16 protein-coding genes are annotated in these 12,978 nt (G+C 42.7%); 6 read left to right on the top strand and 10 right to left on the bottom strand.

Annotated elements, in window-relative coordinates:
• The 3 genes from K245_RS27440 to K245_RS26995 all read right to left on the bottom strand — a co-directional run.
• Nucleotides 1-194 (bottom strand): transposase (locus K245_RS27440; RefSeq protein ID WP_027360488.1); only part of this gene is annotated, 194 nt, incomplete at its 3' end.
• A 107-nt stretch (nucleotides 195-301) separates the two neighbouring features.
• Nucleotides 302-2,878, bottom strand: coding sequence for an ATP-dependent helicase HrpB (hrpB, locus tag K245_RS0119115; protein ID WP_035277668.1), 2,577 nt, complete (start codon nucleotides 2,876-2,878; stop codon nucleotides 302-304).
• Nucleotides 2,878-3,354: an META domain-containing protein gene (locus tag K245_RS26995; protein ID WP_051284432.1), complete on the bottom strand. Its 477-nt coding sequence runs from the start codon at nucleotides 3,352-3,354 to the stop codon at nucleotides 2,878-2,880. Before K245_RS26995 ends, hrpB begins: the two co-directional genes overlap by 1 nt.
• Before the next feature lie 190 nt (nucleotides 3,355-3,544).
• On the opposite strand from K245_RS26995, the gene K245_RS25485 reads away from it, so the two are divergent.
• From K245_RS25485 to K245_RS0119080, 6 genes are all read left to right on the top strand, one after another.
• Entirely contained in the window at nucleotides 3,545-5,740 is a 2,196-nt protein-coding gene (locus K245_RS25485) for a DUF3141 domain-containing protein (protein ID WP_035277665.1), read from the top strand.
• 83 nt (nucleotides 5,741-5,823) lie between these two features.
• Nucleotides 5,824-6,195, top strand: coding sequence for a YidH family protein (locus tag K245_RS0119100; protein ID WP_027360486.1), 372 nt, complete (start codon nucleotides 5,824-5,826; stop codon nucleotides 6,193-6,195).
• An 83-nt stretch (nucleotides 6,196-6,278) separates the two neighbouring features.
• Complete coding sequence (locus tag K245_RS0119095) at nucleotides 6,279-6,662, top strand: type II toxin-antitoxin system RelE/ParE family toxin (RefSeq protein WP_051284430.1); 384 nt, start codon at nucleotides 6,279-6,281, stop codon at nucleotides 6,660-6,662.
• Complete coding sequence (locus K245_RS25480; protein ID WP_035277662.1) at nucleotides 6,652-7,110, top strand: XRE family transcriptional regulator; 459 nt, start codon at nucleotides 6,652-6,654, stop codon at nucleotides 7,108-7,110. Before K245_RS0119095 ends, K245_RS25480 begins: the two co-directional genes overlap by 11 nt.
• Nucleotides 7,091-7,504 carry a protein-export chaperone SecB gene (locus K245_RS0119085; protein ID WP_027360484.1) on the top strand — a complete coding sequence of 138 codons (414 nt, stop codon included), beginning with the start codon at nucleotides 7,091-7,093 and terminating at the stop codon, nucleotides 7,502-7,504. Before K245_RS25480 ends, K245_RS0119085 begins: the two co-directional genes overlap by 20 nt.
• A 24-nt stretch (nucleotides 7,505-7,528) precedes the next feature.
• Nucleotides 7,529-7,999 carry a PaaI family thioesterase gene (locus K245_RS0119080; RefSeq protein WP_027360483.1) on the top strand — a complete coding sequence of 157 codons (471 nt, stop codon included), beginning with the start codon at nucleotides 7,529-7,531 and terminating at the stop codon, nucleotides 7,997-7,999.
• A 222-nt stretch (nucleotides 8,000-8,221) separates the two neighbouring features.
• On the opposite strand, the gene K245_RS25475 is transcribed toward K245_RS0119080, so the two are convergent.
• The 7 genes from K245_RS25475 to K245_RS28615 form a co-directional block, all read right to left on the bottom strand.
• Nucleotides 8,222-9,310, bottom strand: coding sequence for a CapA family protein (locus tag K245_RS25475; RefSeq protein ID WP_035277660.1), 1,089 nt, complete (start codon nucleotides 9,308-9,310; stop codon nucleotides 8,222-8,224).
• Between the two features lie 70 nt (nucleotides 9,311-9,380).
• Nucleotides 9,381-10,376, bottom strand: coding sequence for an OmpA family protein (locus tag K245_RS0119070; RefSeq protein ID WP_027360482.1), 996 nt, complete (start codon nucleotides 10,374-10,376; stop codon nucleotides 9,381-9,383).
• Between the two features lie 160 nt (nucleotides 10,377-10,536).
• Complete coding sequence (locus K245_RS0119065; protein ID WP_027360481.1) at nucleotides 10,537-11,253, bottom strand: DUF4349 domain-containing protein; 717 nt, start codon at nucleotides 11,251-11,253, stop codon at nucleotides 10,537-10,539.
• A 26-nt stretch (nucleotides 11,254-11,279) separates the two neighbouring features.
• Complete coding sequence (locus tag K245_RS25470) at nucleotides 11,280-11,741, bottom strand: hypothetical protein (RefSeq protein WP_051284428.1); 462 nt, start codon at nucleotides 11,739-11,741, stop codon at nucleotides 11,280-11,282.
• 113 nt (nucleotides 11,742-11,854) lie between these two features.
• A complete protein-coding gene (locus tag K245_RS0119055; protein WP_051284426.1) occupies nucleotides 11,855-12,199 on the bottom strand; it encodes a hypothetical protein in 345 nt (114 codons plus the stop codon).
• 35 nt (nucleotides 12,200-12,234) lie between these two features.
• Nucleotides 12,235-12,540 carry a Fic family protein gene (locus K245_RS0119050; protein ID WP_027360479.1) on the bottom strand — a complete coding sequence of 102 codons (306 nt, stop codon included), beginning with the start codon at nucleotides 12,538-12,540 and terminating at the stop codon, nucleotides 12,235-12,237.
• A gap of 288 nt (nucleotides 12,541-12,828) precedes the next feature.
• Nucleotides 12,829-12,960, bottom strand: coding sequence for an integrase core domain-containing protein (locus tag K245_RS28615; RefSeq protein ID WP_084156461.1), 132 nt, complete (start codon nucleotides 12,958-12,960; stop codon nucleotides 12,829-12,831).
• Nucleotides 12,961-12,978 lie beyond the last annotated feature (18 nt).

Here is a 12,978-nt window from a genome sequence, read left to right as displayed (position 1 = left end):
TGACACTTGTGGCATTGGTACAGATCTCTTGATTTGAGCTCGCAAAATTTCGAACCGCCGCAATTCGGACAACTAAAACCATGCGGCCATCTAAGTCTGAATAATGAGTCTTGGCACTTATCTTCGGTCCCATATTCGGACAGGAATTCGTGAATACTCTTTCCTTTTTGAAATTGGATCATATTTTTTGCCATGCTACACCTCCATCATATCTGGATAATCTTTCACATGCCTTAAGATAAGCATGGCGGAGTAAAAATGGTAATCAAAAAAGTTTTTTTGAGGAACTTTTTTACGCAATTTAACCATTCTGGGCAGTCCTGGGTTTCGGCCCCCGTGTAGCCTGGGCATTAACAGGATCATCAGGCCAGAAATGCCTCGGATATCTCCCTTTCAGTTCTTTTTTCACTTCAAGATAACCGCTTTTCCAGAAATTTTCCAGATCCATGGTAATCTGAATGGGTCTTGACGCTGGTGAAAGGAGGTGGAGGGTGAGGGGAATCTTTTTAGAGCCTATGCACGGCGTTGCTTTGATTCCGAACATTTCCTGGAGCTTTACCTTTAGAACAGGATGCCCGTCTGTCATTGTTCCGTCAAAGGCTGAATAGTCAATTGAAAGATTTGATCCTGACGGGGTTTTATATTTTTCAGGGGCCTCGCTTTCAAGGAGCCTTGAATTCTCCCATCCCAGAATGGTCATGAAAATGGCCTCGACATCAAGTTTTTTCAGATCATCCGCCCTTGTGATTCCTGATAAATAAGGTTTGAGCCAGTCATCGAGATTTTTTTCAAGTGTTTGGAAAGAAATGTCATGTAAATGATCAAAACCTGCCCTTGACCTTAGAAACGCAGCCCTTGCCTGAAGATTCTTTGCCTTTTCAGTCCAAGGGAATATTTCTGGCCAGCCCTTTCTGATACCCGAAATCATGGCGTTTAGAACATCTTCCTGCTGAGGTCTTTTTTCAATTTTTTCTTCAAGAACAAGAGCATCAAGGGAAACGTTTTTTCTGGATTCCACAGAAAGGGTTTTTTCATTCCATTCTGTTTTGATTTCTGATTTGATATCCCTGCCAAAAAGTTTTTCTATGTCCTGCCTGTCGATTTTGGTAGCGAGAAAAATCTTTGCATTTCTGCGACTGGCATTATTATTGGCATTCATGGCAAGATTTGCGATTACAAGATACTCGGAGTCCGCAAGATGGGAGGTTTCAGTCAGAAAAGCTCCTCCTGCCGAGCGCGTCAGAAAGCTTCCCCTTGTCCTCTTTTTCGCTATTCTTTCAGGATAAGCAACTGATAAGAGCAGCCCGGTTTTTTCAGAATCATAACCAGCATGGCATTTTATCTGTTTTTCAAGATACGAGGCTGTTTCAAGAACTCTCTGGCATCTCAAAAAATCTGCCCTTTTCCTTGAATCTTTGTCTCCTTTAGAAATTTTTTCCAGAATTTCAAGTCTTGTCCTGATATCTTCATCAGGCTCTGAACCAGAAACCAGTATGTCCCTTTCACCTATTAAAGCAGCTATTCTTGAAGCAGTTAGTGCAAGTCCGTTATTTTTGCCGTATATGAGCATGGCAGCCAGCCTTGGATGAACTCCCAGCTTCGACATTTCCCGACCGAGATCTGTTACAAGCCCATGCTTATCCAGCGCCCCAAGCATTTTGAGAAGATTGACTGACTGGTTAAAAGCTCCTTCCTGAGGCTGATCCAAAAGCCTGAGATCAGAAGGAGATGAAGCACCCCACATGGCAATCTCCAGCGCAAAAGGACAAAGATCCGATGTCTTTATTTCAGGCAGGGAGAATTCCGGCAACATATGGTTAGTGTTTTCAGGCCACATTCTGTAGCATCTTCCAGGAGCAAGCCTGCCTGCCCGACCGCGTCTCTGTTCGGCAGAAGACACGCTGACAGGAACAGTTTCAAGACTCGTCATGCCTGTTGATGGATTGAACCTCGGAACCCTTGAGAGTCCGCAGTCAATGACTGTTCTGACGCCTTCAATAGTAAGCGATGTTTCGGCAATTGAAGTAGAAAGGACAATTTTGCGTCTGCCTGAAGGGTTCGGCCTTATGGCGTTTTCCTGATCCTTTAAAGAAAGATTTCCGTGGAGCTGATGAATTTCAGCTATTTCAGAAATCGGGCTTTTTGAAAGGATGTCAGCTGTTTTTCTTATTTCTCCTGTTCCTGGAAGAAAAACAAGAATGTCTCCTTCTTTTTCATCAGCAGCCCTGAAAATCCTGGATGCGACCCTGTTTTCTATCCTTTCATTCATAGCCTTAGGCCTTGAAGCAGGTTTTTCATAAATAACTTCCACAGGAAACATTTTGCCCGAAGCATTTATGACAGGAGCATTTCCCATGAGAGCGGAAATCTTTTCAGTATCCATGGTTGCCGACATGACAAGGATTTTCAGATCATTCCTGAAAACCTCCCGGATCTCAAGGCACAAAGCAAGCCCAAGATCAGCGTGGATGCTTCGTTCATGGAATTCATCAAAAATTACGAGACCTGTTTCCTCTATCATGGGATCACTCTGGATGCGTCTTGTAAGGATTCCTTCCGTAAGAACCTCTATGACGGTTTCAGGCCCGGCCTTTCTCTCCATCCTGACATGATATCCGGCAAGCCCGCCGACTCTTGTTCCTGTCATTTCTGCCATGCGCAAGGCGGCGAGTCTTGCGGCTATTCTTCTTGGCTCAAGAACCCATATTTTTTTCCCCGCAAGCCAAGGCTCGTTCATAAGCCTCAGAGGCACAACTGTTGTCTTGCCTGAGCCTGGAGGAGCCTTTAGTATTGCAACTCCTTTTTCGCTCAGGGCTTTTTTCAGATGAGGAACAGCTTCATCAACCGGGAATGATTCTGGTGAAAACGATCCGGGCATTATCTGTCTTTTACGGTGTTGGTTAAGGGTTCGGATTCAAAAATAAGGATTGGCTTTTCGCTGGAATCCATGATCTCGAGTTTTTTATCAGAGGCCTTGAACATGGCTGACGTTTCAAGCGCCTTCAGAAAACTGTGTTCCAATTGCATAATATTTTCAGGACTTTTGCATGCTTTTCTTGTGCTTGAAACATGTTGCACTGTCAGTTTCTTATCTGATATATTTGCCTTTCCATTGAACATATTGCATCCGCTGAAGCCAGATATCCGGCACTCTGATTTTCCTTCTTCCTGAACAAACTCTGCCGAAATTCTGCTTTGAGCATTTATACTCTCTCCAGCAATGGAAATCAGAATCCATTTTTTCCCTGTGATCGTTTCCTGAACATTTTTAGCCATCAGGTTACCTGCACACCCGGGAATGATTGAGCAGCAAACAAAAAAGAGTCCGAGAAACATTCCGATTTTTCTTGTCATACGCGCCTCCTGTACTCTGTTGCGTAGCAATAAATTAGTAGCATGTTTTATTTTTATCCGTAATCCAGAACATATAACTTGTTATTTTAATATACCTGATTAACTTATCATGTATAGTTTTATTAATGATGCAAGGCAAAATGGGGGTTTTGCTTTTGCAATATACCACAGATATAGAAAAGGGGGAAATATGGAACCCGAAAATCCTTTCATCAACATCAGTGGCTCTCCGGGAATAGCAGGGGACGCCTATGAATATTGTGTGGATACCATGCAGAGATCTCTTATTTTTATGGATGTCATGCGTAAAAGAGGGAATACCTATCTTGAGCATCTCAAGCAGGGACAGCCACCGGTTCTTACTTTTGATTATGAAATGATCATGGATGGCAGGGAGCTGGAAACACCCGTCAACTATTCTCTCGTGAAGATTATAGATAAAAGATCTCCCGAACATGATGTAATCAAAATTAAAGACAGAAGGCATGGTGTCACAAGAAGACAGATTAGCGCCATTTCGTCCAAGGCAAGGCCCATAGTGATCATAGATCCCCGTGCAGGGCATGGCCCCGGCATAGGAGGCTCTAAACGCGACTCTGAAATAGGCATAGCTCTTTCCGAAGGCAGACCTGTGTATTTCATTCTGTTTTACACAAAGCCAATGCCGGGACAGACTTTAGTGGATGTAAAAAACGCTGAAATCAAATTCATAGAAGAGGTGGTCAGAAGGCATCCAAAATCTCCGCCTCCGAGTATAATCGGCAACTGTCAGGCTGGCTGGGCTGCCGCCATTGTTGCAGCAGACAGGCCCGATATCGCTGGCCCTCTGATCCTGAACGGAGCTCCGCTTTCCTACTGGGCAGGCATAGAAGGCACAAATCCGATGCGATACAGAGGCGGACTCCTTGGGGGCGTCTGGATAAATTCATTCCTGAGCGATCTTGGCAATGGAGTCTTTGACGGCGCAAATCTTGTCTCGAACATGGAGGATCTCAACCCGGCCAATACTTATTGGTCAAAGCAGTACAACCTTTATGCGAGTATTGATACAGAAGAGGAACGCTATCTCAATTTTGAAAAATGGTGGGGCGGCTTTTTTCTCCTTACATATGAAGAAATTCACTTCATAGTAGACAGCCTTTTCATGGGGAACAGACTCGAAAGTGGGTCAATAGTAATGGACGAGAAAAAACTTGACCTCAAGAACATTGAAAACCCGGTGGTGGTCTTTGCCTCAAAGGGCGATAATATTACACCGCCCCAGCAGGCGCTGAACTGGATCGCGAAAGTATATGGTTCAGAAGAAGAAATCAAAAGACTCAAAAAAACCATAATATACATGATCCATCCGCATATTGGCCATCTTGGTATTTTTGTGGCAGGAAGTGTGGCAAAGAAGGAACATAAGGAAATCATAGGAAGTATCGACCTTATAGAATTTTTGCCTCCTGGTCTCTACGAGATGGTGATTGACGAGAAAGAGCTTGAAACATCTGATGGCAGAATGGTGGGACGCTACGAGGAAAGAACGATTGAAGATATCCTTGAACTTGATGACGGATTTGAAGAGGAGAGCGATTTTCTTCCGGTCCAGTATGCATCCAAGTTTAACGACAACTTTTACAGGATATTCATTAGTCCTTTTGTAAAGCCTTTTACCAACGACATCAGCGCTGAAATCCTCAGACAGCTCAGCCCCATGAGATTTTCAAGATATATTTTTGCCGACAAAAACCCTTTCATGTTTCCAGTGAGGCTTTTTGCGCCAATGGCAAGACAGTTCAGGGTACAGGCGGATGAGGAAAATATGTTTGTGATGATGGAACGCTGGATTTCTTCGATGATTGAGTCCAGTCTCGATCTATACAAAGATTTCAGGGATCAGAAGCATGAGCTTCTTTTCAGGATTATTTATGGAAACCCAAGGGTCAAAAAAGCCCTTATGGGTAAAAAAGGCGCAAAAAAGGTTTTTGGTGCAACCGTCAAAGATCAGCAGAAGCTTATTGACGAAGACAGAAAGCACTGGATCTCATTAATGGACAAGGGCGGATTCGAGGAAGGTTTCCTGAGGATAATGATCGCTATGATAGGAGCTGACGGAGTTTATTCCAGAAGCGAATTTGCCGTCAGCGAAAGAATCATCATGACTCACCCTGTTCTCAGAAGAATCAAGCCTGTGAATTTCAGAAGAATGCTCGTAGAACAGTCAAGAATTCTACAAACTGACAGGGATATGGCAATTTCTTCTTTAAAGAATCTTCTTCCGTCTGATTCAAAAGAAAGAGAAGAGGCCCTTAAACTTGTGTCAGAAATTATTCTGGATTTTGAAGCACTTGGGCATTCAGAGAAGAAGCTTGCAAAAAGTATTATTGAGGTATTAAGCTAAATCCAGATAAAGCGGGGTCTTTAAATGAAAAGACCCCGCTTTTATATGTAAATCTGATTTATAAGCTAACCGCAAGGAGCAACATGTCTGAACTGAATGACCCCCGCGTTTTTTTTGCCGCAGAAAGAACCCTTCTCGCCTGGAACAGAACCTGTCTTGCTCTAATGGCGTTTGGCTTTATGATTGAAAGATTCGGCATGTTTGTGGAAATGATGTTTCCTGAAAAATGCGGACAATTCCAGAGAGGGATATCCTTCTGGGTAGGGCTCGCGTTTATAGTCATTTCCGCCCTGGCGTCTCTGGCTTCCACATTTCAGTACAGACTTATGCTGAAAACCCTGAAACCCTCAGAAGTTCCCGAATCTTACTGGAGCGGCCTTGGAATTGCCGTAAATATTTTCGTAGCTTTGATGGGAATCTGTCTTTCTGTTTATCTTTTGAGGGGCGTGTTCTGATATTTTTTTTAATCCCTTGAAAAAAATATGGAAAATTTGTTACTTAGCTGCTATCGATTAACTCAGAGGTTAACAAATTATCCATGAACCCACAAAATTTTTTCAAAATTCTTTTTGAAGGCCCAGGCAGAACAATCTGCGAGCTTATAAAAAACGGGAAATCCACCATAAGGCCTTTTATCGAAGGTCTTGAAGCCTCAGAAAGAAATTCCCTTCTTAGGCTTATTGAAGAACTTGGTAAAAGGGACATGAAAAATACTGAGAAATTCAGGCATGAAGGAGATGGCATCTTTGCCATCAAATCTGGCCAGATAAGAATATACTGCTTTTTAGACTCAGGAAATCTCATGCTTCTCACAAATGGCTTAAAGAAAAAACAAAACAGGGTAAGAAGAGAAGACGTGGAAAAGGCCTGTAACCTTCGTGATTACTATATGCAGCAAAGGAGCGGCAAATATGAACAATGAAAACTGGTTCAAGGATTTGCTATATGAAGCGAGGGATACCCTGGAATTCAAACTGGAATCCCTTGAGATAGTCTTAACCGAGAGAATTCTTGAAATAATGGAACAGAAAGAGATTTCAAGATCAGAACTTGCCGAAAAGCTGAATGTGAGCAGGGCTGCGGTTACAAAACTTTTGAAAAACGGCTCGAACCTTACACTTAAAAGACTCATCGGTATTGCGTTTGCTCTTGAAAGCGAGATAGAGATCAAAATCGAGCCAAGGCATGTGGAAAAAACCGTTTACTCCATGGACATTGGCTTTTCTTCCGGCAGCGATTCCAATATCTATGACTTTGCCAGAATCAAGCAGTTCAAAGCTGATGGGCAGACTAAGTCAATCAACGTAAGAACGGAAATATCTTTTCAGGATCTGAACGAGGAATATCTGAATGTCTGCAATGGCTATTAAAAAAATACTGCTTCCCCTGATAGTATTTGAGATCAATGAAGGCTTTGATCATTCAGGAAAAAGCAGTGGCGATCTGGCCTTTAATTTTGACCTGAAGGTTGGAAGTAATTATCTGGAAAAGGAAAAACTTCTGGCCGTTTCAGTTCTTGCTGAAACCCCAGGGGCCGAATCCCATATCCCGTTCCGCTTCAAGGTTAAGGCGGTTGGCAATTTTTCTTTTGATTCAGACCCTGATCCGGCGCTTCTTGAAACCTTGAAGGAAGTAAACTGCCCTGCTATCATATTTCCATATATACGCGAATGCCTGGCAGATCTGTCAAGGCGGGCGGGCTTGTCTCCAATTAATCTGCCCCTCGTAAACTTCATAAAGCACAGGGAAAACGCCCGTGTCTGATTGAATAATAACAAAGGAGAAACCATGACTTCCAAAGCTTTTCAGGACTATTATCCGGATGAATTTGCCCATTGTTACGGTTGCGGCAGACTGAACGAAAACGGCTTACAGATCAAAAGCTACTGGGATGGAGATGAAAGCGTCTGTCTTTTTACTCCTGAGCCTCATTTTACAGGAGGATTTCCCGGAAATATGTATGGAGGACTAATCGCCTCTCTTATAGACTGTCATGGTGCAGGAACAGCATCTGCCGCAAAAATCCGCGAGCTTGGCCTTTCAATGGGAGAGAAACCTTCCTCAAGGTTTGTAACAGCCTCCCTGAAAGTTGATTTCATCAAGCCGACACCCATGGGCAAGGTTATCGAGTTAAGGGGAAAAGTGACTGAAATCAAGGAGCGCAAGGTAATTGTCAATATCACAGTATCTGCTGACAATCTGGTTTGCGCCAAAGGCGAAGTTGTGATGGTTCAGATTCCTGAAAAGCCGGGAAATTAAAAATTGGCAAGATAGCAAAGTCCGGTTCCCGTCATTCCGGCGCAGGCAGGCATCCAGAGGTAGGTGGAAAAACTGGATGCCGGATCAAGCCCGGCATGACGCCGACGCCTTTTGGGATTCCATAATTGTTAATTCAACAACATTGGGGGCAAACCGGGGGCGGAATCCTGAACTGTCTGAAATTCAAAGATGCCGGACTTGATCCGGCATCTTTTATTCTTATCAGCCCTCTGACTTCTTTTTTGTCCGAACAATGGAAACCGGGCTTTTTTCTGCTTCATCATCCATGAACCTCTTCACAAACATCTCTTTTTCAGGCCCATCCATCGGGGTTGGTGAGCTTTCTATAATTTTGCCAGGAATGACTGAGACTTCCTCGATTTTTTTCTGACTGTTTATTAGAATCCTCGCCATAATGGTTTTGTTGGCTTCGCTATAATTTGAAGTCGTGAATATGAAGTTGCCGAGGCTGTAGAAAATGGGCTTTTCCTTGTAATATTCCATCTTTGCAACAACATGCGGATGATGGCCCATTATTATGTCGGCCCCAGAGTCTATCATTTTATGGGCCGTTGCCACATCGTCATCATCCACTTCTGCGATCCGTTCTTTTCCCCAGTGCACAGACACGACAAGGACATCACAGTCTTTTTTGGCTGAAGCAATGGCATCCTTATAAACTTTTTCATGCCAGGAATATGCACAGGCAAGACCGTATTTATTTTCACCTGCCGCCCAGTCTTGGGAAGGAACAACCTTGGAGAATGCCAAAAATCCAACCTTCATTCCCTTGGCTTTTACATAAAAAGGCTTTACCGCTTTTTCAAGATTATACTCTCCTCCAGCAAACCCGACTCCGTATTTGTAAAGGGTCTGCACAGTTTCATATAAACCACTTCTGCCACTGTCCAGCATATGATTGTTTGCAATGCTGACAGCTGAAAAATTATTTTTTTTGAGTAGACCCGCAATCTTTGGATTGCTTTTGAAATGATAGTCTTTGACTATTTCTTCAGGCTCAACCTTGGTCAGAGGCGTTTCAAGATTTCCGAAAAGCACATCAGAATCCTTAAAATATTCAGAATAGCCTGAAAAAACAAAATCATCCCCATGCATTTTCATTCTTTCCGCGACAAGATTGTCAAAGCACATGTCTCCAACAAGGGATATGGTCATAGTCTGATCGCTTCTGATTATTTTATTGAGAATGGGTCTCATTTCAGGAGATTGAGGTGTTATGCGATCAGATCTTTTTGAAATGATGATTGAAACAAAAAGAATGAGTGCAAGCAGAAATATGACTTTTTTCATTTTTTCCTGATCATAGAAAAGAAGGATGGTGCGTGGAATGAGTCCGCGCACCGGGTATTATCAAATGAAACTACTGTTTTACAAGTTCAACGCGCCTGTTTTTTGCTTTTCCGTCATCCGAATCATTGGAAGCCACAGGAGAAAGCATGCCCACACCATGGGCTGAAAGCCTTCCTCCAGCTATGCCGTACTCAGATGTGAGGGCTTTGACTACAGATTCGGCTCTTCTCTTTGAAAGATCCTGATTGTATTTAATTTCGCCCTGGTTGTCCGTATGGCCGACAACAAGAATTTTAAGATCAGGAGAAGCCTTGAGAAGTTTTGCAATTTCCTCGAGCGCAGGCTTTGATTCTGGTTTTATATCAGTCTTGTCATGGTCGAAAAGAATTCCGTAAAGTGCGACTCTTCCGGTCTTAGAAAGGCTTCCTTCCATTTCTTCAGCCTTCATCACAACGAGGGAAGTTGTGAGCGGCTTGGTTTCGACAACATCGACCTGATAATATGTGCGACCTTTTTTTGCTTCCTGCTTCCCGATTTTTATCTCAAAACCCCAGAAATTGTTTTCAGCCGCATAAACCGAGATATAGACATCTCCATTCTGACCGGCGAGTTTTCCGGCAATGAAGCGCCTTGCGCCTCCGCTGCTTTCAAAAACTTTTTCATATTTTGCGGCTTTCACGAATTCATCGTATCTACCGAAATCATCATCCTTGGCTTCAAATAGAGTTTCAAAGCTTTTTGATTTAAAAAGCTCGCGATAGTTGGCTATTACTTCTTCGGCACTTTTTCCTTCTGGCGCAATATAGGTGATTTTAGTGGTTGTTCCTTCTACCTTCTGGGAATTGGGGAATGTGTAGTTATTGTTGTCGCCCGGTTTTGCCTGTCCAAGTGGAATGTTGTAAGAATCAAAATTTTTTGAACTGTAGACAAGAATGTCTGAACCTGTAAGACGTCCGGCAGCAGGGTGATCCTTGGAGCCTTTGACATCGGCGGCCCATGCCGAAGCAGTAAAGACGGCTAACAAAATTACCACAAAAAAGTCAGATTTTTTCAATGTATTAAGCATTTTTAAACTCCGTGAAAATAAATCGTGAACATAAATTAGAATATCGGTTAATGAGTTAGATGGTCAATTTAGCTTTAAAAAGGCCGATGCGTAGGGTGCTCAAGCTCTAAGGCTTGCGCACCAGAGTTTCGACCATAAATCAGATCAGCCCGATATTGTATCAATCTGCGGACTGAATAACAAACAGCTTGGTCACGAACCATTTGGCTCCATAATAAAGATACCCCAGAGGCCCGAGAATCTCCTGTTTCTTTTCCGGGCCTTTGGGATAAAGTTCGAGCGAGACCTTGGAAAAGCTTATGTTTTCCTTCATCTTCTTGAGCCTGCCCTCAATGGAGTCTATTTCTGTCTGGATTCTTGTCAGTTCAGCCTCGACAGCCAGAACATCCTTGACATCCTTTGCCTTTGAAAGAAGAGCGCGCAGCCTGTCCCTGAGGATTTTTCTGTTTGCAAGCTCCGCCTCCATGTCAACAACCTGATCTGTGACATCTTCGGCAGAGATGTTTCGGCTTGTCTCAACTCCTATTTTTGATATTGAATCAAGCGTGCTTTCAAGGCTCGCGGCTGGAACTCCGAATCTCATATTTGCCGTATTGTTTCCATAATGATTGGATTCATAAATATATCCTCCGGCTATTTCGATTATTTTAGTCGTGGAATCAATGGCTTTTGGGATATCCGCCACCTGCACCCTCATATTCGCGTTTTTAATCATTAGGCGCGTGCTTTTGGTCTTGGCAGACGGAGGCGCAGCATTTGGAGCTGCTGCCACAGAGTCATTCTGGGACATGCCCGAGTCCTCTGCGATCGTTTTCTTGGCGCAGGAAAAAAGGGTAAAAGCCATAAACAATGCGACTAAAAAATAAAGCTTTTTCATGGATCAATATTCCTTAAAATTTGCAATTATTCAACAGACGGGAAAATATCCGTCGGCGCGGACGGGAACTTTTTTCTGAGTTTGTTAAAATATCTCCGGTCATCCGCGCAGTCAGGATCGTCCTCGCACTCGCCGCAGCAAGGTCTTGTCTCGAGAATTTCCCAGCCTCCTTTTTCATGGCTTAAAAGCGCTGAAACATCCTCATATTTGCTTTTGCCATCCTTTGACTGGGGCTGAACATGGGCGTATGCCCAGCTTCCTTTTGCCTTCAGAAATTGAACCACGAAAACGACATCCAGGCCAGACCATGATTTCACACCTGATCTGAGAGAATCGAGAATCTCCTTTCTTACAGGATGGCACTTTGTCTTTGTAAGATCTGATGCGTTATTAGATGAATTATCAGGGCACTCCTGGGCGCACAAACAGGGAAATGATAAAAAAAGTAAAATGAACGTTACCAGTAATGTTTTGCATAATCCAGGCATGATGCGGCCTCCGGCGGGTCGCTTTTTTTTAAAAAAGCTCCGCAAAAAACTTCATGATTATAACCTTCTGCGTTTAGCGCTTGAACTTTTGTGAAGCTATAAAACATCAGTCTTCAAATTTTTAAAAGACCTTTTTCTTTAAACAGCTTTTCTACTGCAAAGGAATCCTCGGCTGTAAAGCCTGATACCACCCATTTCTTGAAGCAGAATATGAAGAAGATCATGTCTCTCTTGTATCTTGAAGAATCAAGCGGAAACCAGGTTTTAAAATTCCCTGTTCCGTGGATTCTCCATTTCCCAGTCCATATTGTAGGTTTCCTTGTTTCGATCCTTTCAATGGCTTCAAATGGAATCTTTTTCTCTTTAAGGGAAGGGAAATAATAGTTTTTCAGTGTTATGGAATCATCTGTAATTATGATCAGGCTGTCCTCGTAAAGATTCTTTTCCTGCATTTTCATTTTCTCCGGGAAAGTGAAATCCCTATAAATCAGGCTTAATGATTTTGATTCGACCGATACTGGCCTTTTTCAGTCAAACGGTATTTCTGCAAACGGCTGTTTGGTTTTTCAGGGATCGTCATTTCAATCAGGCCTTCAGCCAAAGCAGGCAAGAGATAACGCGTCCGAAAGGATTTTCTGTCTTTAAGACTAAGCGAATTCTGTATTTCATCCCTTGTCATTTCACCATCAAGAACATTTACGAGCTTAATGACTTGGGGGGTGACTTGAGGTGCGACTTGGGGGGTAACAGACATAATGGCATCTGAAATCATCCTCAGCATGAATTCGATGAAAAACATTGCCTTGCAGTAACATTAACTATCTTTCATGCATAAATGAGTGCCTTAAGTACCTAATATTAATTTAATCTCTTTTTTGTGTTCGAAATGAATTTTTGGCCTATGCTGAGTAGCAAAAATAAAACGTTGCATAATATTTCTTTATAAAATATGAAAACTCATTTAAAGGTATACAATAATAAGTGGTCGGTTTTGATTGGACAGATTTTCTGAAAATATAAGTGAAAATCCTATCAACAAATCCTTATATAATTTTGACCTCTGTGTCTCATATTTTTAATAAAAGCTTCAAGCGGCGATTGGAATTTCCAGACCTTCAAAATATGTTTTATCAGGCGTATTATTCTTAAAGCTCTGGTGAGGCCTTTTTGTGTTGTAGAACCTCAGATAATCGCCAATTTTGTGTCTCGCTTCTGACATGCTTCCATAGGCCTTCAG

Source organism: Desulforegula conservatrix Mb1Pa, from assembly GCF_000426225.1.
Lineage (GTDB): Bacteria > Desulfobacterota > Desulfobacteria > Desulfobacterales > Desulforegulaceae > Desulforegula > Desulforegula conservatrix.
This window is presented reverse-complemented; position numbering and strand designations above follow the sequence as displayed.

Coding starts and splice junctions, on each gene's coding strand:
- K245_RS25475 (WP_035277660.1), bottom strand. CDS start 9,310: ATGAAAAAAGTCATATTTCTGCTTGCACTCATTCTTTTTGTTTCAATC.
- K245_RS25485 (WP_035277665.1), top strand. CDS start 3,545: ATGGAACCCGAAAATCCTTTCATCAACATCAGTGGCTCTCCGGGAATA.
- K245_RS0119095 (WP_051284430.1), top strand. CDS start 6,279: ATGAACCCACAAAATTTTTTCAAAATTCTTTTTGAAGGCCCAGGCAGA.
- hrpB (WP_035277668.1), bottom strand. CDS start 2,878: ATGCCCGGATCGTTTTCACCAGAATCATTCCCGGTTGATGAAGCTGTT.
- K245_RS0119050 (WP_027360479.1), bottom strand. CDS start 12,540: ATGTTTTTCATCGAATTCATGCTGAGGATGATTTCAGATGCCATTATG.
- K245_RS0119100 (WP_027360486.1), top strand. CDS start 5,824: ATGTCTGAACTGAATGACCCCCGCGTTTTTTTTGCCGCAGAAAGAACC.
- K245_RS0119070 (WP_027360482.1), bottom strand. CDS start 10,376: ATGCTTAATACATTGAAAAAATCTGACTTTTTTGTGGTAATTTTGTTA.
- K245_RS0119065 (WP_027360481.1), bottom strand. CDS start 11,253: ATGAAAAAGCTTTATTTTTTAGTCGCATTGTTTATGGCTTTTACCCTT.
- K245_RS0119055 (WP_051284426.1), bottom strand. CDS start 12,199: ATGAAAATGCAGGAAAAGAATCTTTACGAGGACAGCCTGATCATAATT.
- K245_RS26995 (WP_051284432.1), bottom strand. CDS start 3,354: ATGACAAGAAAAATCGGAATGTTTCTCGGACTCTTTTTTGTTTGCTGC.
- K245_RS25470 (WP_051284428.1), bottom strand. CDS start 11,741: ATGCCTGGATTATGCAAAACATTACTGGTAACGTTCATTTTACTTTTT.
- K245_RS0119085 (WP_027360484.1), top strand. CDS start 7,091: ATGTCTGCAATGGCTATTAAAAAAATACTGCTTCCCCTGATAGTATTT.
- K245_RS25480 (WP_035277662.1), top strand. CDS start 6,652: ATGAACAATGAAAACTGGTTCAAGGATTTGCTATATGAAGCGAGGGAT.
- K245_RS28615 (WP_084156461.1), bottom strand. CDS start 12,960: ATGTCAGAAGCGAGACACAAAATTGGCGATTATCTGAGGTTCTACAAC.
- K245_RS0119080 (WP_027360483.1), top strand. CDS start 7,529: ATGACTTCCAAAGCTTTTCAGGACTATTATCCGGATGAATTTGCCCAT.